The sequence below is a fragment of the Spirosoma endophyticum genome, from assembly GCF_900112365.1.
GTDB classification, from domain to species: domain Bacteria; phylum Bacteroidota; class Bacteroidia; order Cytophagales; family Spirosomataceae; genus Spirosoma; species Spirosoma endophyticum.
In genome coordinates, this window is the sequence record NZ_FOLQ01000001.1 from 550,341 (window position 1) to 572,953 (window position 22,613).

General features: G+C 49.1%; 14 protein-coding genes. 2 read left to right on the forward strand and 12 right to left on the reverse strand.

Annotation, left to right across the window (positions count from 1 at the left end; genetic code table 11):
- Nucleotides 1–48 precede the first annotated feature (48 nt).
- The gene (locus BM202_RS02120; protein ID WP_093822808.1) at nucleotides 49–513 is read left to right on the forward strand and encodes a hypothetical protein; all 465 of its coding nucleotides are present in this window, start codon (nucleotides 49–51) and stop codon (nucleotides 511–513) included.
- 9 nt (nucleotides 514–522) lie between these two features.
- Nucleotides 523–978 (forward strand): hypothetical protein, encoded by a 456-nt coding sequence (locus BM202_RS02125; RefSeq protein WP_093822809.1) that lies wholly within the window; start codon nucleotides 523–525, stop codon nucleotides 976–978.
- Nucleotides 979–1,067: 89 nt separating this feature from the next.
- On the opposite strand, the gene BM202_RS02130 is transcribed toward BM202_RS02125, so the two are convergent.
- From BM202_RS02130 to BM202_RS02185, 12 genes are all read right to left on the reverse strand, one after another.
- Entirely contained in the window at nucleotides 1,068–2,234 is a 1,167-nt protein-coding gene (locus BM202_RS02130) for a Gfo/Idh/MocA family protein (protein ID WP_093822810.1), read from the reverse strand.
- Between the two features lie 97 nt (nucleotides 2,235–2,331).
- On the reverse strand, nucleotides 2,332–3,360 hold the full coding sequence (locus BM202_RS02135) for a sugar phosphate isomerase/epimerase family protein (RefSeq protein WP_093822811.1): 1,029 nt from the start codon (nucleotides 3,358–3,360) through the stop codon (nucleotides 2,332–2,334).
- A 133-nt stretch (nucleotides 3,361–3,493) separates the two neighbouring features.
- Nucleotides 3,494–4,720: a cupin domain-containing protein gene (locus BM202_RS02140; protein WP_093822812.1), complete on the reverse strand. Its 1,227-nt coding sequence runs from the start codon at nucleotides 4,718–4,720 to the stop codon at nucleotides 3,494–3,496.
- Between the two features lie 21 nt (nucleotides 4,721–4,741).
- The gene (locus BM202_RS02145) at nucleotides 4,742–5,803 is read right to left on the reverse strand and encodes an aldose 1-epimerase family protein (protein ID WP_093822813.1); all 1,062 of its coding nucleotides are present in this window, start codon (nucleotides 5,801–5,803) and stop codon (nucleotides 4,742–4,744) included.
- Nucleotides 5,804–5,913: 110 nt separating this feature from the next.
- Nucleotides 5,914–6,699, reverse strand: a complete 786-nt coding sequence (locus tag BM202_RS02150; protein WP_093822814.1) for a 3-keto-disaccharide hydrolase — start codon at nucleotides 6,697–6,699, stop codon at nucleotides 5,914–5,916.
- Between the two features lie 78 nt (nucleotides 6,700–6,777).
- On the reverse strand, nucleotides 6,778–9,453 hold the full coding sequence (locus BM202_RS02155) for a c-type cytochrome (RefSeq protein WP_093822815.1): 2,676 nt from the start codon (nucleotides 9,451–9,453) through the stop codon (nucleotides 6,778–6,780).
- A 254-nt stretch (nucleotides 9,454–9,707) separates the two neighbouring features.
- Nucleotides 9,708–11,225: a RagB/SusD family nutrient uptake outer membrane protein gene (locus BM202_RS02160; protein ID WP_093822816.1), complete on the reverse strand. Its 1,518-nt coding sequence runs from the start codon at nucleotides 11,223–11,225 to the stop codon at nucleotides 9,708–9,710.
- Nucleotides 11,226–11,275: 50 nt separating this feature from the next.
- A complete protein-coding gene (locus BM202_RS02165; RefSeq protein ID WP_093822817.1) occupies nucleotides 11,276–14,521 on the reverse strand; it encodes a SusC/RagA family TonB-linked outer membrane protein in 3,246 nt (1,081 codons plus the stop codon).
- Nucleotides 14,522–14,783: 262 nt separating this feature from the next.
- Nucleotides 14,784–17,012, reverse strand: coding sequence for an FN3 associated domain-containing protein (locus BM202_RS02170; protein WP_093822818.1), 2,229 nt, complete (start codon nucleotides 17,010–17,012; stop codon nucleotides 14,784–14,786).
- A 103-nt stretch (nucleotides 17,013–17,115) separates the two neighbouring features.
- A complete protein-coding gene (locus BM202_RS02175; protein ID WP_093822819.1) occupies nucleotides 17,116–18,570 on the reverse strand; it encodes a DUF1501 domain-containing protein in 1,455 nt (484 codons plus the stop codon).
- 94 nt (nucleotides 18,571–18,664) lie between these two features.
- Entirely contained in the window at nucleotides 18,665–21,028 is a 2,364-nt protein-coding gene (locus tag BM202_RS02180; RefSeq protein ID WP_093822820.1) for a PSD1 and planctomycete cytochrome C domain-containing protein, read from the reverse strand.
- Nucleotides 21,029–21,113: 85 nt separating this feature from the next.
- The gene (locus BM202_RS02185; protein WP_093822821.1) at nucleotides 21,114–22,562 is read right to left on the reverse strand and encodes a DUF1501 domain-containing protein; all 1,449 of its coding nucleotides are present in this window, start codon (nucleotides 22,560–22,562) and stop codon (nucleotides 21,114–21,116) included.
- Between the last annotated feature and the right edge of the window lie 51 nt (nucleotides 22,563–22,613).

Consider the following 22,613-nt stretch of genomic DNA (forward strand, 5'->3'; position numbering starts at 1 on the left):
CCTCAAAGTACAACGCCTGAATCGTGTAGTAGATACACATCAAACGCAATGAACGATAAGAATCAATTCCGGATTGATGAACTGCCACCTGAACATCCTCTGCGGCAATTGCCATTCGCAGCACCAGATGGCTACTTCGATACGTTGCCATCGCGGGTTCAGGCTCGCGTAGCACGAAAAGCGAAACCAGCTTTCAGCATTAGCTGGTCCTGGCAACGGACAGCAGCTTCGCTGGCGGGTGCAAGCCTGATTGCAGTGCTCGTGTGGCAAACGTTACCGCAACGCCAGGAAACATTAGGGAGCGAAGCATTGGCCGGTGTAAGTAATGAGGTAATTACAGCTTATCTGGACGAACAGGGAGTAAGCGCCGACGAGCTGGCCGACAGTCAGCAACTTCATTCCTCGTTGGGTACTGATACCACGGCAATTCAATTCTTAAACGTGCGGCCAACTGATATTCAGCAACACATTGAAGACCAAAATACCCTGGATAATCTGAATGTCGGCTCTTGATTTTTTAGAATGGTTAACTTTACCACAATGAGATACGTATGGATTGGTTGGCTGGTTAGCCTGTTTTTGATGACACAGGTAGCCAACGCACAGAATGAACTCAACGGACGCCAGAAAATCGAATCGGCCAAGATTGGCCTGATTACCAACCGGCTGAACCTGACCCCTGATCAAGCACCCCAGTTTTGGGCCGTTTATAATGAGTACAATGCTAAAAAACAGGAGTTGAATCGACGGGTTCGACAACTGAACAATGAACCATCACGTAGTAACCTCAATAACAATCAGTTATTAGACGGTTTGCGGGAGGTAAATGCGACCAAGCAAAAAATTGCCGATCTGGACGAGGAATATATGAGCCGGTTTCTAAAAGTTATTAGTCCGGCACAGTTAGCTGAATTATATAAGACCGAGCAGATGTTTAATAATATGCTGCTCAAGCGATTAAACAACCAGGGTAACTAGCTATAAAGCCTTCAACAAAAGCGCCGGACCTCAACTGAGGTCCGGCGCTTTTGTATTTGTGGAGCGGCCTGTAGGCCGTTACCACACATTCAATTAATTTTACCAGCCACGCCCGTGTCTTTCCAGCTCCTTGAAGCAGCCGAATCAAGTACGGCTTCACAGACTTTTTGGGTTTCTAAGGCATCTTTAAACGTTGGCGCACAGGGCTTTTCACCCATCTCCAGGCTTTTGAAAAAGTCGGCAACCTGATGAATGAAACTGTGCTCATAGCCAATGCCTAGGCCTGGAACCCACCACTTATCCATATACGGTTGATCGCCATCCGTTACGTGAATAGACCGCCAGCCCCGCACGATCGACTCATCGGCATAGTCGAAATACTCAAGTCGGTTCAGGTCGTGCAAGTCCCACCGGATGGACGCATTTTCGCCATTGATCTCAAAGGTGTAGAGCGCTTTGTGGCCACGAGCGTAACGCGTTGATTCAAAAAGTCCCAATGAGCCATTTTCGAAGTGGCAGTGAAAAATACAGGCATCATCAATCCCGACCGGTTCAACTTTACCCGTTAGCTGATGCATCCGTTCTTTAACAAACGTTTCTGTAACGGCCGATACGTCGACAATGGCTCCGTTGATCCACATGGCGGTGTCGATACAGTGCGCGAGTAAATCGCCCGTTACACCCGAGCCAGCCGCTTCGACGTCCATACGCCAGGTGCCGGTGCCGCCCTGCGGTACGTCGGCGCTGATGGTCCAGTCTTGCAGGAAGTTCGCCCGATAGTGAAAGATTTTCCCAAGCTTACCCGAATCGACAATTTGTTTGGCTAACGTAACGGCCGGAATACGTCGGTAGTTATACCAAACCGTTGTGTTTACACCCGCTTTTTCAACCGCATCCACCATCTGCTGCCCTTCGGCCAATGTCCGGGAAAGCGGTTTCTCGCAGAGAATCATTTTCCCGGCAGCAGCGGCTGCAATCGCAATTTCAGCGTGGGTATCGTTGGGGGTGCAAATATCTACGGCGTCAATATCATCCCGCGCAATGAGGACTTTCCAATCGGTTTCGATAGATTCATAGCCCCACTGATCGGCAAATGCCTTTACTTTTTCGGCGTTCCGTGAACAAACCGCTTTCAGGACAGGGGTGTATTCCAGATCAGGGAAAAAATTGGGTACCCGATTATAACCGTTGGAATGCGTCCGGCCCATAAATCCGGTCCCGATCAAGCCAATTCGTATTTCTTTTTTTGTTGCCATGTGTGTTATAGTTAGTCGTCAGTCATTAGTCGTTAGTGGCTGACGCATAAGTTTTCGCGTCAGCCACTAACGACTAATGACTGACGACTGTCGTCTACTACTCATACCAGCCATGTTGCTGACGGACTTTGATCATGGTAGCCAGAATGTCGTTCCAGGTTTGCTGGGTATTCATGACGCTGTTTGGGAACATGCAGCCATCCCAGCAAATGTGTTTGAAGGCTTTGGTGAGTTGACCATTTTCATCGCGCAGCCAGTAGCCAGCATCGTGTACTACGTCGAGTTTGCCGTTCGGGTCCAGCGCCTGGCAGTGGCGTCCGGTTTTATCGTGTGAACCCGAACCGAATACCGTTCCGTCATTCTGTGCAACGTGGAAATCGATTGTCCAGGGACGTAGTGCATTCGTTAAAGTACGTAATGCTTCGCTCAGCGCTTTGCGATCACTCCAGTCGAAGTCGGGTGGCAGAATACGATCCTGCTCACGGTTGTAGCCCATCGTATAGAGCAATGTGTGAGCCATATCGGCCTGGAAGCCCATATTCGGGCGATCGACTAATTCCAATGTTTCGAGCATGGTTTTCCAACTGTGCATGCCACCCCAGCAGATTTCACCTTCGGCGGCTAGTTTTTCGCCGTAGTCAGCCGCTACGTCGCAGGCTTCACGGAAGGTCTGAGCAATCAGTTTGGAATTTGCGGTTGGATCAGCATCCCAAACTGTCGGCGAAGTGGACGAATCAATCCGGACAACGCCACTCGGCCGAATACCCAACTCCGTCAGCTTCTGGCCAATGTGGCACGCTTTGCGTACCATTTCGACAAACGTTGCCCGTTCTTCCTTAGAGCCCATAGCCGAGCCGCCCCAAATGGGTGCCACCAGCGAGCCGATTTTCAAATTATAGCCGCCAACTTTATCCGCCAGCTTTTTGATCTCATCGTCCGACAGGTTGACATCAATGTGTTCGAAAAGGGCAAGGTCGACGCCATCAAATTTTACGCCATCAACCTCGGCAGCTGCGGTTAAATCCAGCATGGTGTCGAATGGGATAACAGGCTCGGAATCACCACCTTTGCCGACCACACCCGGCCACATGGCGTTGTGGAGTTTCGGATAATTATTCTCGTTCATGAAGTTGTATGGTTTAAGGTTTTGGTTTAAAAATTGTAACACAGAGATGCACGGAGAAATGACGGAGGTACACAGAGTTTTTCATTAAGATTCTCCGTGAAGCTTCGGCGGTCCGATTTGTGTCACAACCGTTTTACAATACTAGATCTGGATTCATGGGACCGAAATGCTTTAGCATCACGATTGGGTCTGTCGTTGACTCATTCGTGATGACAACGCCTTCCCTGGCGGCTTTTTCGCTCACAAAAAACTCGTCGTTAGTCAATTGACCGTATCGAATCATAGTTGGTGTCTCAATGGACCAGTCGCCCATTTTACCGTGTCCCTGCATCATAATCAGGCCATAAGCGGCACTGTCTTTAATGGTTACGGTCTGACCTGGCAAGACAGTTAACTCCTTGGCGCTGAACGCTTCGTTTAAATAGCAAACCCAGACTTCACTGTAGCCTGCTGCTTCCATTTCCGCTACGTCCCGAACGGGTTTCGGGCGCATGAACCGATTCGCCATCATTTGTGGGTCCGTGTTGAGATCCCAGTCGATGGCTTCCATCAATTGATCATAGTCACCGATACGTTCTTTGGGCGTACCGTTCCAGAGCAATTCTTCCGGAATGATCGCTTCGTTCACCAGCGACTGATACATGGCAAAAACGTCGGACGCTTTCTGGGGTTCGTAGGTACAAAGGCTGCCCGGTGCGTGAAGCAATCCGGGTGGTACGTCCCAGCCAGTGCCCGGCTCTAACCGATACGCCGACGAGTAATTCGTGATCTTATTATCGCCTTTTGTGAAGTTCTGAAGGCACTCTTTAATCTGTTCTTTGGTAGTACCGGGCGCGATACCGATAAACGTATAGGGAAAATCGCCACCATGATTATTGACCTGAGGAGGAAAATAATACGCTTCAGGTTTACCCAACTGACCAATCAGCGCTGCCTGTTCGTCGTTATGGTGCAGGTGATGCGGCAATGGCCCCATGTTATCAAAAAACTTGGAGTACATCGGCCATGCCTGGTATTCATCCCACAAGCGGTCACCAATGAGTTCGCCTTTCAACTCCTCAACAGCGTCTTTCAGCAAAAACTGGTGTTCTTTTCCGTCTTCATCCGTAAAAACGATATGACTCAAGCCTTCATTTTCACCAGTCAGGGGACCATTTTTGGCGGGTGTGGTCGATGAGAACCAGCGTTCGTCAATGCCACCCCGTTCGCCACCCAATACGTAATAATCATCGGGATGGAGTTTGATACGTCGGCCAGGGACGCAGAATGACCGGGGTACCCAGGTTGGAGTAAGCCGTACGATTCCCTTCCCTTGTTCCAGTGCCTTCTCGGCCAGAGTTAGTGTTGAGGTTGTTTCCATAAGGAGTTGATTGTTACTCGACTAAACTTGTGTATTCAAAAAATTCTTGATGGCTACGTCTTCGGTTAAAATCTCAAGTTCCAGATCATAGGTTCGGGTTTCGCCCGGTGCCAGAAATAGAAGTTGATTTGTTTCGCGGGCTTTAGCCTGCCCAATGAGAGGATTTGTGGCCGGTTCGAGCCCCGTTACATATTCGCCTTTTCCCCAGTGCTGCCAGTTAATGAACCAGGGCAATTGTTCTTTATGAAACCGCATAGCCAGCGCGATACCTATCCTGGAATTATGCAATCCAACCGTGCAGAGGCCAGAATTATCGGGCGTAACGTCAATCGAGGCAACGGCTTCGCCCGTGCCATTATGATCTTCTAACGGTGCCGGGCATTTCTTAAAATCATTGCCCTCCCGAAAAATTCTGTCATTGATTCCGCCTTCACGAGCTTCCCAGGCTCCTTTCCAGACAATATCGGTTCCTTCATCGACCAAGGGCCACCCGAAATTGAAATGATAAAGTAGCATATGGGGCACCGACGTATTGCCACGATTGATCACTTCGTCGTGAATACGTATCGTGGGTTGTCCGAGTGTACTGGAAATGGTCCGTTTCAATTCCAGACTGGGACCAAATATTTTCGTTTCCTTGATACGTCCCGTGATGCTCATGTCCAGTTTACCCATTACTGGATCGGGCTGAATGATGGATTCTATCTCAGCCGGACTGTTGCTGATTTTCCCATGTGCACCCCGATCGCCAAAGGCATCCGTTTCGGGACCACCCACGTGCGACAGTCCGCAAGTCGTCAGCAAGCCACCGCCAAAGGTTCTAAGCCAGTCAGCCCCTTTATCAGAAAAAGGTTCGGGTGGAGTTATACCCGTATGATTCAACCAGGCCAGACTATGCTGATTGTAAAAAGCGTCAAAAATATCCATCGCCCGATCAATGACCACTTTATAACGTAGTCCCGTCCCGGTATTGATCCAGGCAACACGGGCTCCCCGACCAGTGCCATTGTCCAGCACGGAGGTTTCTATCCCTCCTACTTGCGCTGGATTTCCTATTTTATCTTTCCAGGGTTGTTGAGTCAAGACTGGTTGTATTTTAGGTTTATGGTTTACAGTTTTCAGTATACGGTGGGCTTACGCGTCAATGCCATTTTCGTGTCAGCCCACCGTATACCGAATACCGTGAACCGAGACTATAACTGCTTCAGCATCAGATTCCGGTATTGCACTTTCATAGGTGGGCCAACGTGAACCTGCACACCCAGAAGTCCTTTCGATTTTCCGTTAACGGTGTCATCGTCCGTCACGTCGCTCATCAATACATCGTTGATGTAATGCTGTAAGTGATTGCCTTTAATGACTAAATGAAAGGTGTTCCAGTCTTCGCTTTTAATCAATGTTTTCAACGAATCGGAGCTACCTAATGAGCCCACTACGTTCATACCCGTCCAGGCATTTTTGCTAACCTTCGCCCGTATGGCTTCCGGCGTATTCTCCCCGGTATATGGAGCAATTGTCGTTTTCTGACCACGGTACGCCAACGTGGTCCGTTTGCGCTCTTCGTAGTTCTGGCCGGTATACATAATCCGACCGTCGATGTCGGCCTGATAACCCCGCAGCGCAAACGGTACATCGGTTAGTTGATCGCTCCGGTAATTGATACCCGAATTGCCGGCCTGCGTAATCTTGAACTCTCCTTTAAACTCAAAGTCGGCGGGCTCCCCTCCTTTCCAGATAATGAACGAGTTGGTCTTCAATAATTTATCGGGGGTGATTTCGCCCGTCAGATAGCCATCTTCCACGCGCCAGTAGGTAGGATCACCATCCCAGCCTTTGAGCGTTTTACCGTCGAATATCTGCACATAACCATCTTTCCCCTTTTTGGCTTGCCCCGAGCAGGATGTCTCAATACCACCTGCCAATACGACCGCCAGCATAAGCCCCGCTGAGAGGAATTTACTATTTATGTTTATCAGCATCTTGATTCTGTTTTATGGTCATTAGCAGTCTTGAACTGATCGCTTTTTTGTCATGCTGACAAAGAACTTATCCAAAACCTATTTTCCGCCCCCTTTGTACACTTCGTTATTCTCGTTGCCTCCTGATTTCAGATAAGCCATCAAGTCTCTAAGTTCTTCAGGATTCAGACTATTAATCAGGCCGGGATACATGATTGACTCGGGTGAATAACGCTTTGCGGTAACGTCTTTCTTCGGGATTTTCCGGATTTCATTAGCCGCAAAGGGATTCTGAGAAATCGAGTAATTCACTTTATCCTCGTTTACTAACCGGCCTACCACTGACTGCCCATTTTTCAAAACGAAGACCGTTGACGCATATTGATCAGATACGACTCTGCTCGGATTGATGATAGCATCCAGAATATCCTTGTTGGAGAAACGAGTTCCGAGCTGGGTCAAATCGGGTCCGATATCCCCGCCCGATCCCTGCATGGCATGGCAATTGCCGCATAAAATTGCGCCATATATTTTCTTGCCGGTCTCGAAAGCGAGCGATGACTTACCGCTATCGACTGCCGCCACGGCATTGTCCAGCGTCCAGCGTCGGCCAGGACCTTTAGGTGTATAACCCGTTTGGGCGATGTCGTTTCCGTTACTTGTCAGCAAATCAGCGCCCGACAGTTTGTTGAATTTCTCAAACTGATCTTTAGGAACGTGAACAAGCGCCAGCTTACGGGCTCTGTCGATAAAGCCAACGTAGCTACGTCCGCCTTCATATTTGAATGCATTGCCAAACCAGCTAAAGTATTTTGTTCGAAGTTCGGGTGTCCATCCCTCATCAGCCCGGCTCAGCATCACGGCATAATACGTCTGCTGAAGTGGTGGCACTTTCGCCAGCATTTTGGCAATATCCATACCATACTGTGGGTTACGCAGAATAAGGTCACTAGAAGCCGTAGTGTTTTCCAGGCCCAGATTTTTCATGCCGGGCTCTTCTTTCAGATCCATCAGCGCCAGCGTTTTATTGACCACATCGGGCGCTTCCAGATAAATCAGATCCTTGCTCAGGCCCCGGTTCAACAGCGCACTTTTTGCCGGATAATGCGGATTCAGATAGGCAACAATTTTTGCTTTGTCAGCCGCTTCAGGCGCACCCATGCGCAGGAAAATAAGCTCGAAGGCACGTAACAAATCGAACTGCTGCGACTCAGGTAATTTGTCGTAGTTAATTTTCAGCAACGTAGCAATGGCTTTACTTTTCAGATCAGCACTCCCCTGCCGGGCCAGGGCCACGATGGCCTGCGTTGCCCGTTGTGGATCGGTTTCGGCCAGTGCTTTCTCCTGCCATTGCGCCACCGGCTGATGTTCAACGGCAATCCGGGCTGCATAGCGAACAAAACGGTCCGGGTGATTCAGGTTCGGCCAGGCAGCGGCAATAGCGGCAGGATTGGCTCCTTCATGAAATTTTTCCAGGCTGGTTCTGAGCTTGTGCTCGGCCGTGAGTGCGGGCGCTGGCGCGGTAGTCGCTTCGTTACCGGTGTAATAAACCCGATACATGTCCGATTCCAGGCGACGCCCGCCCGTCATGAAATACATCGCTCCATCCGGACCAATAACTCCGTCGGTCAATGGCAGTGGTGTACCCGAAATAAACTCTTCGCGTTCTCCTTCATACGTAGCACCTTTGGGCTTCATATGGATGGAATAAATGATCCCAAAACTCCAGTCGAAAGCGAAGATAGACTGACGATATTTTTGCGGAAATTTAGCGGTCATGCCAGACATTACGTTCGTAGGCGACCCCTGGCCAATGTTCACGACGGGCGGCAGGTTATCCGGATTACCGGGTAGCCATTTGCTATTGCCCGTACGCCAGCCAAATTCAGCTCCACTGGGAACGTGGCAAATGCGGGTTGGACGGTACCAGGGAAGACCAAAGTCCCACTCCATATCCGAATCGTAGGTAAACAGATCGCCTGCTTCGTTGAACGCAATATCAAATTCGTTTCGAAAGCCTGCTCCCATCAACTCCCAGCGCTTTCCTTCGGGATCAATTTTAGCAATCCAGCCCCCCGGCGCGTAGCGGTCGTTTGCATGGCCGCGTGGGTCTTTAATCAGCGGAAAAAGGTTATCTTCTTTCCAGTTCGATGGCAACCGATAGGCATCCATCGGTGGTACGTCGGTGTGATTACCCGAGCATACGTAAAGCGATTGTTTATCAGGCGACAGCACGATACTGTGCGGCCCGTGCTCTCCTTCGCCTTTCAGTTCCCGGATCATCGTTACTTTATCGAACTGATCATCACCATCGGTATCCTGTAACCGATACAAGCCGCTGGTCTTGGGAAACTGCTTGCTGGGCCGGTTATTGACCATTACGTACAGACTATTGAATGCATACAACAAGCCATGCGCATAGCCCATTTTGGCACTGGTATCCTTGCTGATCACCAGTTTTTCAACCGTAGGCTGAGTCGAGCCAGCACCGATAGCCGGGATTTTCAACCGATAGAGGCCCCCATACTGATCGGAAGCAATGATACGTCCCTTATCGTCGAAGGTCATGGATACCCAGGACCCTTCATGATTTTCTGAAATGCTGTACAGATGTTCCGCCTTAAAACCGGGCTGGAGTTTTAGTTTATCGACCTTAGGGTTTTCAGCGCCCTGTCGGTTATTTTCCGGATAGTTCAGGCTGATCCAGGATGCTCCAAGCAGAACAAGTCCTGAGACGGCCAATCCGAGTTTAGCCTTGTTGAATTTAGAAAGCATAGTATTTCATAGATAAGGTTTGATGATTGTTACCGATAGGTGTCAGATTGACGCTAGCCGGTTTTCAGTTTCTGGTTGTATTCACTTAATAAGAGACGGGTACGTAGCATTTTCTACTGATGAAACGGAGCGATTAGGCCATTAACGAAGTTGATCTACGTATTTTTCTCCTAACGAAGGATGAGGTAATAATTATAACACAGAGATGTACAAAGAAAACTCAGCGCATCTCTGTGTTATAGGTTTTAATTTAATCAGAAATAAGGTGTCAACGCAGACTCAACGGAAGGCAGACCGTAGTAGTCATCCAGTACGGTGAATGCGTTCGGTGGCGGAACGGCTCCAGCCGGGAAATAGTAAGCGGCTGGGTCGGCTTTCACCTTAGCGCCGTAGGCTCCAATGATCTCCTTCACGCGTCCCGTTCGGGTCAGATCGAACCAGCGTTTATTTTCGAAGGCCAGTTCAACACGTCGTTCTTTAAAGATCGCTTCGCGCATGGTTGCTTGTGAAGATGCCGTTGTAGCGGCCAGTCCCGCACGAGCACGCACCTGATTAATGTAGGTAGCAGCCTCGCCGGTTTTGCCTTGTTCATTTAAGGCTTCAGCCATAAATAGAAGCACCTCAGCGTAACGATACACTGGCCAGTTTTGACCCGTATTGTTGTTTAGCGAATGCGGCCGGGCGTATTTTTTGATATACGGATACTTCTTCTCAGCCCGGAGACTGGTACTCAACGTAACGGTGCCAATCGAAATATCTTTCCGTTTATCGCCCGCTTCATAAGCAGCAATAAGATCCGGCGTCGGAATGTTATTGCTCTCCTGAGAGGTAGGCTGCGGATTCGACGTACCCACGATTGGTTTAATTTCATCAGCGGTTATAGGAGACGGCAGAAAACGGTAAATCTGGTTACCATTGTAGCCTGCTGCCCCTTCCATATACTGAATCTCGAATATCGACTCCTGATTGTTCTTGTTGTCACTGGTGAACGAAAAGGCGTTGTTATAGTCCGGCATCAGTGAGTAACCATCAATCGACTTCAGCACCGTTTCAGCCTGAGGCCATTTTTTCTGCGTGATGTACAGGTTCGCCAGCAGTGTTTTAGCGGCCCCCGACGTAGCACGACCAATGTCCGTTGCGGCTTGTGCGGCTTTGCTCTGTAAGTTTGTACTGGCAGCCAACGCATCTTTCTCAATCTGTGCATAGATTTCGTCCGTTGTCGACAACGGTAATGCGGCATCTTCGCGACCCGTAACTGGCGTTAAATGCAGAGGTACTTTTCCGAACAGACGTACCAGATCAAAGTAGGCAAACGCTCTGAGAAATTGAGCCTGCCCCTTTATATTATTTTTGGTAGCCTCGTTCGTGTACGTTATGCCGGCACCGTCGGCAAGCGCCAGAATTTGATTGGCCCGGGAAATGATCACATAATTCAGTCGAAACTGCACGAGTACGTTGTCATTTGCCGTGACGCCGTTTGCTGTAGGAACGGCAAAATCAGCTACGTTCTCCGTTGGGTCAACTGCTCCATACAACGTATTACGAGCATAATACGTATTGTCGGAGTGCATTTCCTCCAGCACCCAGGCGCGTTCGTTATACATTTGCCGAAACGGAACGTAGGCGCCATTGACGGCCTGCTGAAAGTCAGCTTCGGTTTTGAAGAAGGTAGCCGAACTCAACGCCGTTTCGGGTATTACGGTCAAAAAATCTTTCTGGCAACCGGTCAGCGCAATGCCTAGCAACCAGGTGGCTATAAGTCTTGTTTTCATTCTATATAGGAAATAAGAATGTTGAAAATGAGTTTGGTTAGCGTGCTGGCTTAGAAATTCAGGTTGATGCCCGCCGTATACGTACGTGGAACCGGGTAGTTGGAAAAGTCAACCCCCTGGCTCAAATTGTCTCCGGGGCCATCACCAGCTCCATTACCACTGGTCTCCGGGTTTGGTCCACCCCAGTATTTAGTAAATACGTATACCTGCTGTATAGACGCATAGAGCCGGGCCGATTTGAAGAACTTGTTCAACGGACCGAAACTATAGCCGACGGTTATATTTTTAATGGTAAAAAACGACGCATCGGCCAGGAATTGCGAACTATGCCAGTCGCGCTCGATACCCGTAAAGTTTCCCCCATTGTTCGTTGCCCCGAATACACCGGCACCTTTCGAAATCACGTTGGTGGCTACACCAGTCTTAACACCATTAACGTCTACAATAGCATTCTGAACCCGGAAGCGGTCTTTTACGCCCTCAACCATGTTGAAAACACCATCCAGGTTAGCGGTGCTATACAAGTGGCGAACCCATAGCTGGTTGCCGTAGGAACCCGAACCAGTGATTGATAAGTCGAAATTGCCGTATTTCAGGTCGTTTGTAATCCCATAGGTAAATTTCGGAAATGGGCTACCAAGAATAGTCCGGTCGTCCTGATCACCGCCGTTCGTAATGACGCCATCACCGTTTATGTCCTTGAACTTGATCGTACCAATGGCCGAACGTCCTGGAATGACAGGTGATGATTTGAGTTCTTCAGCGCTCTGATAATACCCTTCCTTCACCAGACCGTAGAACTGGCCAAACGGCTTACCGACCTGCGTAATGTGAAAGCCCGTACCACCATATACCCGGTCAATACCCGGTGCCAGCGCAACCACCTGGTTCCGGTTAAAGGAGATGTTGGCATTGGTTGTCCATTTCAGCTTACCCACGGTGTTTTTGCTCGTCAGCGAGAATTCATGGCCCCAGAATTTAATTTCGCCGATGTTATCGGAGAAGAACGTAAACCCGGACTCCTGCGGAATCTGCACATTATAGAGCAGGTTGGTAGTACGCTTTGTATAAAAATCATAGATGAACTGGATACGATCGTTAAACAAACCCAGATCAAGGCCCATGTCAAATTGCTTGGTCGTTTCCCAGCCTAAGTTAGGATTAGCTAAGGAGGTCACAACCGCTCCCGTAGCTACGTTGCTGCCAAATACCGCATTCGTCGTATTATTGACCAGGGCGTATGAGGTGTAGTTACCGATATTGTTGTTACCGATCACCCCGTAGCTCGCCCGGATTTTGGCAAACGAAACCTGCTGAATAGGCTTGAGGAAGTTTTCATCCGACAAAACCCAGCCAACCGACGCCGATGGGAACGTACCATACTGATTATTAGCCCCAAAACGTGAAGAACCATCGCTACGTATAGCTGCGGTAAACAGGTATTTTCCTTTATAATTATACGTTAACCGGGAAAGGTAAGACCTCAGGGTCCACTGCTGAATATCGTTACGTGTATTGGGTGGATTGCCCGCGCGATCGATATTAAGCGCACCCTGAATGGTTGGAAGCCGGTCATCGGCGTAGGTATTCGCCGAAATCCGGGTAAATTCCTGCCTGTACTTCTGGTTGGTAAATCCAGCCAGAAGTTCAAAATTGTGATCGTTAAAACTTTTTGCGTACGTCGCCAGGTTTTCGTTCAGCCAGGATACATTTTCCAGGCTCTGCCGCGTCGACGAGGCCGTTGTGGGTATGGGAACGTTTATGGAACTCGTAGCGGTCGACGGATTGAAGTAAAAGAACTTGGAGCTCTGGTATTCAATGTTGATGGTCGATTTCAATGTCAACCCATCGATCGGCCGGTATTGAACGTACGCGTTTGCCAGCAAATTCGTGTTCTTGGTTTCATTGATCAGTTCATTCGCGGCACGTACCCAGTTTGGATAATTGAAGATGTTACCCGTGCTGCTTGGCAATGTGTTGTATTTAGTCAGTTGGCCATTCGCATCATAAATGGGCATGATCGGCCAGGTGTGCAGCGCGTTGAACAGAATCCCCGTTCCCCGGTCGCCATCTGTTCGGGGTGTATTATCGAACACGTAGGATGGCGCTGCGTTAAAGCCAACCGCTACGCTCTTCGATAAATTATAGTTCGAGTTCATCCGCAGGGAATACCGCTTGTACTTGTTATTCAGCACAACGCCATCCTGACTAAATACACCCGCGACTAAGGACGTATTCGACCGTTCTGTATTATTTGACACACTCAAATTATAGCTCTGAATAGGCGCTACCCGAAGTAAGGCGTCGTACCAGTCGTTGTTTTTACCTTCGTACTGCGCAGGATTTTGAAATATATCCGGTACGGGCTGCAACTGATCTTCGTAAAACTCTTTCTTGAACTGCGCAAACTGAACGGCATTCAGCATTTTAACCCGACCTTTCATCGGCACCTGCTGCACACCCGCATACGTATTGAAGCTCACGTTTGTCTGGCCAGGTTTGCCTTTTTTGGTTGTAATCAGTACAACGCCGTTAGCCGCCCGCGAACCATAGAGCGACGTAGAAGCCGCATCTTTCAGCACGGTCAAATCCTCAATTTCATCGGGGTTCAGCTGGGCAATATTTCCCGTAATGGGGAAGCCATCGACAACGTACAGGGGATCACTACCCGCCGTAACCGATACCTGTCCGCGAATCCGGATGGATATTCCCTGACCCGGCTTACCCGTCGTTTGATTTATCTGAACACCCGCTAAGCGGCCCTGCAATTTCTGGCCGATCTGCGAAACAGGTAGATCTTTGATTTCGGCCGCACTTACCGTTTGAACGGCCCCCGTAATTTCTTTTTTCAACTGGCTACCATAGCCTACTACTACCACCTCGTTCAGCGTTTGATCGTCAGGGACGAGTGTAACATTAAGCGACGTTCGATTCCCAATGACAACCTCCTGCTTCGCATAGCCAACGAAGCTAAATACCAGTGTTGAACTGGTATTGGGTGCTATAATTTTAAAACTTCCCGTACCATCGGTATTCGTGCCCTGCGTAGAGCCCTTTACGATCACACTTACGCCCGGTAACCCGGAACCTTTCTCATCGACTACTTTGCCAGATATCGTTACGTCTGCCAAACTGGCGTTTGCCTTAAGTGGCTCCGGTTTTGGCGCATTCAGAGCTATCAACTGCCCCCTGGCAGATAAGCTCCTTACGGGTAAAATTGGATTGGGCTGCTGAGCAAAGCTGCTAAAAGAGCCTGCTATCATACTGAGCGCTGCGACCTGATAGAGTCTTTTCATGGATTTCAGAATAAGGATTAGGACTTTTTGTATGTCTCGACTTAAGAAAAAGTCAATTCATTACTCAAATATTACCAGTTACAGGCCCGTAACTTTCCTACACCTACCCAGCACTATTAGTATTCAATTAAATTTCTTGAAAATTTTAATCCTTCAATCTCATAAGTACCTGTATACCAACCACTAATAAAATCCAGCCTTACCTCTATTCAGCAATCTGAGGAAGATGGCAATATGTAATTAAACTATAAAAATTTGAAGCTTAATTTATGAACACCTCGTCAACCAGCAGGAGTGCCCGGTTCCCTTTATTGCTGTGCCATTCGGGAAGCCTTACTACTGGTTTTGCCACAATTTTTAGAAAGGAGACTGTCTGAGGCTTGAACTTACATTCGATCTCGGTCAGGGTAGGATCGCTTTTTTTCGTGGGCAAACTGGGTTTGGTCGTACCAATCAACTTCATCTGATCCCGGCTATTGCCTCCCCAGATTTCAATAGCTTCCGGCGGAAAGATACCCGTTTCCGGCTCGATCATCGTTCGCACCGCAACCGACGTAACACTGACTGGCTTTTTAAACTCCGAAACCAGCACCATATCGTTTTTTCGGACACCCGCCCAATTGTTGGCCCAGGCCGGACTGTTGGGGCTAAATGTGCCCAATTTGTGATCAAAAAACGTATTAGCACCATCCGCCTGATGAACCTGATTGAGCGGCATCAACAGATTGACACTGTCGGGTTTGTGGGTACTCTTGTAAAAACTGAACGTAGCAACAGGGCTGCTCAACCAACCCGATTTGTAGGCTTTAGCTTTAATTCTGGTGTTTTCGGTCAGTACAATTTTATCACCAAATACCGGTGATTTAAGGCTGTCGGGCTCAGTTCCATCAGTTGTATACCGTATCTCAACGCCTTTTATCGGGTGCTTTATTTGCGGTATAATTGACTGATTAAAAATGGTAGAACTATTTTTTACCTGTGGTATATTGAGCCGGATAGGCTCGCTCTTATCGCCGTCGAATCCCGCAAGGAACTGGATATTCGGATTCGCTTTCTTCAACTGCTGAATCTCATTATCAGTTAGTTCCGTCTCCCAAAGGGCCAGCGTTTTCAGGTTTTTGAAGCCGCCAATCTGGCTCCGTAAATCTGCATAGGTTGTCTTTGTACCCGAAAGCGCCAGGCTTTGCAGTTGTTTGAGAGGTGTTAGTTCGCTTAACCCTTTGCCGGTGATGTCAGTAAAGTTAATGTCTAGCTTTTGCAGATTTTCCAACTGGCCAACGTACCTCAAATCCGCATCTTTTACGGGTAACTTGTTCAGGTTCAGGGATACGATCTGGCCTTTAATTGGGCTCAGCTCCTTCAATTGCTCTGGTGAATACATCGCTTTATTATACAGGTTAACTGCCAGGGCAGGCGACTCTTTGGCTAGTGGGGCAATGGTTCGGTAATCCGTATTCAGTTTTTTAACCGTCTCTTCGTCAGCTGCATCAAACGCGTATTCCGGCTCAACCTGTTCTGCCGGTTTGAACATAGCGACTGCCATGATACGTAGCGAATCGGTAACGGGCAGCTCAATTACTTTCCTGTTGAATTCAGCTCGACCTTTCACCCACAATGATAAAAGTTTGGCTTCATCCTCCGTAAGCTGAGCTTTTCCCAACGGAGGCATGTGTTTTTTGTCTTCTACCGGTAGGTGTATACGTTTTACCAATAAACTGATTTCTGGCTGGCCCGCAATGAATAGTTTACCCGTTTTACCACCCTGTCTGATCGACTCGACATCTGTCAGCGCTAATTCTCCTTTTAGTTTGTCGGGATTATGGCAACTGGTGCATTTCTGCTCAAAAATGGGCCTGATCACGTCATTGAAAACGAGTGCCTGCTGTAGATCGACGGGTTCAGTTGTTTTGTTTTTTGCTATTGGTCCAAGAATAAAATCGGAACCATGCGTAATAGCTGAACCGTAGTGCCCCGCAACGATCAGCATCAACCCCATAAAAGCTGCTCCCAATTGGGCAATTGCTGGTGAATACCAGGACTTTTTTCGGCTCCAGTAAATAAGTGTTGCTACGTAAAAAACACCGATTCCCGTCCACTTATGCCACTGTACCACAGAGCCAGTGTAGCCATCTTCTTTAGACAAAAACAAGCCCATAATAACCGTAATGGCAGCCAAAAGAGCACCAACGAGTAGCAGGTTCGTCAAAAAAGTCCTATAAAACTCTGGTAGGCTGGCGGTTACGGCTGGACTTTCGGGGGTGCGGCCTTCCGATTGGGCCATCGAGTTCGCCTTGTTGAAGCGAAAAACTTCCATTACTACCGCCAGCAGCAGAATAACAATCGGAAAATGAAGAATCAATGGATGCATTCGCCCGATGGGTTGCAACCAGACAGGTATAGCGATTTTGCTTTCGAACACGAGCAAAAACGAAATGAATACCGCCGAAGCAAATAACCCCTGCTCTGCTATTCCGATTAACTTTTTTTGCATCTGGAAGAGAGGAAATAGATTGCACTTACCCCTAAATCCCCTGAAGGGGACTTAACTCGCTTGCAAACAAAGTCCCCTTCAGGGGATTTAGGGGTAAATATATTTAAGCAATTATATCGTGAACCACTTTCCCCGATACGTCCGTTAAGCGATACCGACGACCCAGATGCTTGAAAATCAGCTTCTCATGATTGAGCCCTAACTGGTTCAGAACGGTAGCCTGAAAATCATGAACGTGAACCGGATTCCGGGCGATGTTGTAGCCCATTTCATCCGTTTCGCCATACACGATACCGGGCTTGATGCCACCGCCTGCCATCCAGATCGTAAAGCAGCGAGGGTGGTGATCTCTACCATAATTGTCTTTGGTCAGCTTGCCTTGTGTGTAGCTGGTACGTCCGAATTCACCACCCCAGATCACCAACGTATCGTCCAGCAAGCCCCGTTGTTTGAGATCGGTGACGAGTGCCGCCGATGCCTGATCGACGTCTTTGGCCTGCTTCGCAATTTCAAACGGCAGGTTCCCATGCTGATCCCAACCCTGATGATATAACTGAACAAACCGCACACCGTTTTCCGATAATTTACGAGCCAGCAGACAGTTAGCAGCAAACGTACCGGGCACCAGACAATCCGGCCCGTAGAGTTTAATAATGTCGTCCGGCTCTTTCGACAGGTCCATGACTTCGGGAACGGCGGTCTGCATCCGGTAGGCCATTTCGTACTGCTTAACTTTGGCCGTTATTTCGGGATCACCAAACTCCTGATACGAAAGGTCATTCAGTTGAGCCAGATTATCGAGCATTGCCCGACGCTCCTCCCGATTCATGCCTTCAGGGTCCCGCAGGTAAAGCACGGGGTCTTCGCCCTTGCTGAACTGAACGCCCTGGTGAATGGAATCCAGAAATCCGTTGGACCATAACTTAGAATACACGCCCTGACCGTTGCCAATGCCGCGCGAAAGCAGCACCGTGAAGTTGGGCAGGTTTTTGTTTTCATTCCCAAGCCCATAACTCAGCCAGGAACCCATACTTGGTCGGTTTCCCTGTTGCGAACCCGTTTGCAAAAACGTAAGAGCGGGATCGTGGTTGATGGCTTCGGTAAACATGGATTTCACTATACACAGATCATCCACAATTTTAGCCGTGTAGGGGAATAGATCACTCACCCAGGCCCCTGACTGACCGTACTGCTTGAAATCCACGAACGAACCCACCAGCGGAAACTCCTTCTGATTGGCCGTCATGCCGGTTAAACGCTGGGTACCACGCACCGAAGGGGGTATCTCCTGCCCCATCATTTCCCGCAGTTTGGGCTTATAGTCAAACAATTCCTGCTGCGAAGGTGCACCGTTCTGGAATAGATAAATGACCCGCTTGGCTTTAGGGGCAAAGTGCGGAATACCGGGTATAAAACCGTCTTCCTCGGCACCGCTTCCCCGGAAAAGATCGGGTATCAACAACGATCCTAAAGCGGCACTCCCCAGCCCCAGGCTCAGTCGGGACAGGAAGCGACGCCGGTTAAAATTCAGTCCGTGTTCTACTATTTCCTTTTCCATAAATGATCAAGTTTTTACCCCTAAATCCCCTGAAGGGGACTTGGGTCCAGAATGAACAAAGTCCCCTTCAGGGGATTTAGGGGTTTACGATCCGTCATGTCTTCGTAATTGTTTCTTCCAGGTTATAAATAGTTGAAACAATCCGCATCATGGCTGCCAGTTTCACCTTATCCACTTCTTTGGGAATGGGATATTCACCGACGGCCAGGGCTTTTTCAGCATGCGCCTTATCGAGTTTCTTCAACTCGTTCTCATAATACGTAGTCAGAACAGCTGTTTCCTTTTCACTTGGTTTTCGACTTACAATCAGCCGAAACGCTTTGTTAATTTTGTCGGTTACACCGCTGTTTTCACGTAGCAGATTGGCCGCCAGCACACGCGATGCTTCCAGCACGGTTGGGTCGTTCAGCATCACCAGTGCCTGCAAGGGCGTATTGGTTTTCAAGCGTCGTACTTCACAGAGATCGCGGTTACTGGCATCGAAAATAGCCATCGACGGGGGCGGCACGGTACGTTTAATGAGCGTATACATGCCCCGTCGATATAGTTTGTCACCGTGATCCTGCACGTACATGGACAACAAACCTCGACCCGACGTAGCGCCTTCCCACAAACCCGGTGGCTGATAAGGTTTTACGCTAGGCCCGCCAATGGTTCGGTTCAGGAGTCCACTGCTTGACAAAATCAGATCTCTAACAAATTCAGCCTCAATACGATAGCGCGGACCACGAGCCAGGTATTTATTATCCGGGTCCGTTCGCAGTTTCTCTTGACTGATCACCGCCGACTGCCGATACGTAGCGGATGTGACCATCTGCTTCACCAGCCGCTTGATGTCCCAGCCGTGCTCCATAAAATCGACCGCCAGCCAGTCCAGCAATTCGGGGTGGGATGGCAACTCGCCCTGCATACCAAAGTCGCCGGGGGTTTTGACGATACCTTTCCCGAAGAATTCCTGCCATAATTGATTAACATAGACCCGTGCCGTCAGCGGATTTTGCTTGTCGAACATCCACTTGGCCAGCCCTAGCCGGTTTTTAGGGTAGCTTTCATTGAACGGCAGAATCGCATTCGGTGTGCCGGGTTGCACTTCGTCACCGGGAGCGTCATAAACCCCTCGTTTTAGGATAAAAGTTTTCCGGGCGGTGTCCAGGTCAGTCATGACCGAGACAATTAATTTATTGGTATCCAGCTTATTGACGAATGACAAAAGATCCTTTACGTCCTCATCGCAAATTTCCATCAATGGCTTTTTGGCATACGTATCAGGTCCGCCAATCACGGACTCGATTCCGATTTCTTTTACGTTATTGAAAAAAGCGAAAAGCTTGTAATACTCTTTCTGCGAGAACGGGTCGTATTTATGATCGTGGCAGTGCGCGCATTCCATCGTAACGCCCAGCAAGCCTTTCCCAAATAAATCTGTCCGATCTGTTACGTACATCGTCCGGTATTCTTCGGGAATGACGCCCCCTTCTTCCGTTATTTTATGGTTTCGGTTGAAGCCCGTTGCCAGTAGCTGCTCTTTGTCAGGCGTTCCGGGACCGCCCCAGCCTTTGGGACTCGACAGAAAATCGCCCGCCAGTTGCCAGGTCACGAAATCGTTGTAATGCATGTTTTTGTTGAACGCATGAATCACCCAATCACGCCAGGGCCACTGTGTGCGGTAGCCATCGTCCTGATAGCCATGCGAATCGGCATAGCGAGCCAGATCCAACCAGTGAAGCGCCATTTTTTCGCCATAAGCCGGATTCTTCAAAAGTTTATCAACAGCCGTTTCGTAGGCGTTGGCGCTTTTGTCAGCTAGAAATTGATCCATCATGGCTAAGCTGGGCGGCAACCCGGTCAGGTCCAGACTGAGCCGCTTCAATAACCGTTCTTTGTCGGCTTCGTCATTCGGAGCTACTCCCTTCTGTTCCTGCTTCTGTAAAATGAAATAATCGATCTCATTTTTCGGCCAGTCTTTTTGGCTAATCTCAGGTAGAGCGGGTTTCTTGGGCGCAACAAACGCCCAGTGCTTTTCATACGTAGCGCCCTGCTTGATCCACTTTTCAATCAGCTTAATTTCGCGCGTGGATAGTTTCAGACCTGAATTAACGGGCGGCATCAGCGTCGATGTATCCTGCGATGAAATGCGCAAAAACACCTGAGACAATTCGGGTTTCCCGGCGACTAGTGCATGTGCTCCGGGATGTTCTTTCAGGGCTTTAAACGCACTTTCGGGCACATCGAGCCGCAACCCCGCTTCTCGTTTGTTGGCATCCGGACCGTGGCAAGCGGAGCATTTATCTGACAGAATGGGCCGGATATCAAAATTATAGCTCACCACATCCGGCAGACTCTCTTCGTCCGCCGTATTAGATGCATGGTTCGTACAGGCTTGAACAACCCACACAAAACCAACGATCATAGCGATCAGGTATCGGAGTTTGCTGAACGTATTGAATGGCTGTCTCATCGAAATGCTTTTCAAAAACGCGAACCTGTCTGTAATTTAGTGCTTTTGTCATTCCTCCTTCGTCGGAATGACAGAAAATGCTGTTTTATGCCAACAACTCCATTACGGGTTTTCCTTTCCCATCGGGTGTTGTATAAAAGGGCCGTTTTTCAACTTCATACTGTGTATCGGGCGCAATACCCAGCGCGTGGTAGATCGTCTGGTGAATTCCCTCAATACGTACCGGATTTTCAATGGTCTTACAAGGGCGTTCATCGGCCGTTTTGCCGTACACGAATCCTTTTTTAATACCTCCGCCAAACATCAGAACCGAGCAGCCATCCGTGAAGTGACGGTGCATGCCGTAGAACTTCAGGTCAGACAGAATATCGGGTTGGTTCACCTGTTCCAGCACTTTCGCATCCGGACGACCCTCTACCATCATGTCTCGACTGAATTCGCTCGCCAGAATGATCAGGGTACGGTCCAGATGCCCGGTTTTCTCCAAATCCAGAATCAGTTGCGCAATCGGGCCATCAATCTGGCATTTCATATCTTCCAGACGTGTGTGTCCATTTTCGTGCGTATCCCAGCCTTTAAACGGCTCGTATTCAGTCGTTACGCTGATAAACCGCGCGCCCTGTTCGGTAAGTCGGCGGGCCAGTAGGCAACCTAACCCAAAGCGCCCGGTGTTATAGCGTTCGTAGATATGGGCAGGCTCGGTGCTCAGGTCAAACGCTTTTGCTTCGGGCGAATTCAATAACCGATACGCCTGTTCCATCGACCGACGTAGCGATTCTTTCTGATAATCGCTACCAAACTCGCCTACCGGACTGTTGCTGATCAACTCATTGTAAAGCTGATTCCTGCGCTCAAATCGGCGGGCATCCATACCAATCGGTGGGCGAACGCTCTCCAATCCCTGGCTAGGATCAGGAATAAAAAAAGGGCCAAACTCATTGCCCAGAAAACCCGATGTGTGGAAGGCTTTTAACTCTTCGGCCTCCCCTACCGTAAACCGCTGCCCAATGTCGATGAAGGCCGGAATGACCTGATTTTTTGGCCCTAATTCCCTGGCAATCCAGGAGCCGATGTGCGGAGCGGCCACGGTCTGGGGCGGTTCGTAACACGTATGCCAGTGGTACTGATGGCGCGAGTGCAGGATATGGCCCATATCAGCCGCTACGTAGGAGCGGATCAGCGTGCCCCTATCCATCACGTTGCCAATGGATTGAAGTCCCTCCGAAAAATGAATCCCATCCAGGGCCGTCGGCATTGATTTAAAGGTACTGAGTACGCGATTGCCTTCCATCCCCGTTTCAAAGGGTGTGTATCGTTTGGGGTCAAATGTTTCGGTATGGGCCATGCCACCCGCCATCCAGAGAAGAATAACCGTATCGGCCGTTCCGCGCTGGCCAACCAGTTTTGGCTTGCCTTTGTCAGCGCTTGAACAGCCCTGCAGCAAACTTGCCATGGGTGCCCCAGCCCCTAAAGCCGCCAACGTAGCAGCACTGGTTTTCTGTAGAAACTCCCTTCGATTCCATCTATTTATCATAGCGTTACGTCGTTTTTTCGTAATGTGGGCGGTCCGCTGTTTCAGCGGAAA

Bases quoted from the DNA above. Each gene is read 5' to 3' on its own strand.
- BM202_RS02135 (WP_093822811.1), bottom strand. From the start codon at position 3,360: ATGAACGAGAATAATTATCCGAAACTCCACAACGCCATGTGGCCGGGT.
- BM202_RS02120 (WP_093822808.1), top strand. From the start codon at position 49: ATGAACGATAAGAATCAATTCCGGATTGATGAACTGCCACCTGAACAT.
- BM202_RS02180 (WP_093822820.1), bottom strand. From the start codon at position 21,028: ATGAGACAGCCATTCAATACGTTCAGCAAACTCCGATACCTGATCGCT.
- BM202_RS02185 (WP_093822821.1), bottom strand. From the start codon at position 22,562: ATGATAAATAGATGGAATCGAAGGGAGTTTCTACAGAAAACCAGTGCT.
- BM202_RS02130 (WP_093822810.1), bottom strand. From the start codon at position 2,234: ATGGCAACAAAAAAAGAAATACGAATTGGCTTGATCGGGACCGGATTT.
- BM202_RS02140 (WP_093822812.1), bottom strand. From the start codon at position 4,720: ATGGAAACAACCTCAACACTAACTCTGGCCGAGAAGGCACTGGAACAA.
- BM202_RS02155 (WP_093822815.1), bottom strand. From the start codon at position 9,453: ATGCTTTCTAAATTCAACAAGGCTAAACTCGGATTGGCCGTCTCAGGA.
- BM202_RS02165 (WP_093822817.1), bottom strand. From the start codon at position 14,521: ATGAAAAGACTCTATCAGGTCGCAGCGCTCAGTATGATAGCAGGCTCT.
- BM202_RS02160 (WP_093822816.1), bottom strand. From the start codon at position 11,225: ATGAAAACAAGACTTATAGCCACCTGGTTGCTAGGCATTGCGCTGACC.
- BM202_RS02125 (WP_093822809.1), top strand. From the start codon at position 523: ATGGTTAACTTTACCACAATGAGATACGTATGGATTGGTTGGCTGGTT.
- BM202_RS02150 (WP_093822814.1), bottom strand. From the start codon at position 6,699: ATGCTGATAAACATAAATAGTAAATTCCTCTCAGCGGGGCTTATGCTG.
- BM202_RS02170 (WP_093822818.1), bottom strand. From the start codon at position 17,012: ATGCAAAAAAAGTTAATCGGAATAGCAGAGCAGGGGTTATTTGCTTCG.
- BM202_RS02175 (WP_093822819.1), bottom strand. From the start codon at position 18,570: ATGGAAAAGGAAATAGTAGAACACGGACTGAATTTTAACCGGCGTCGC.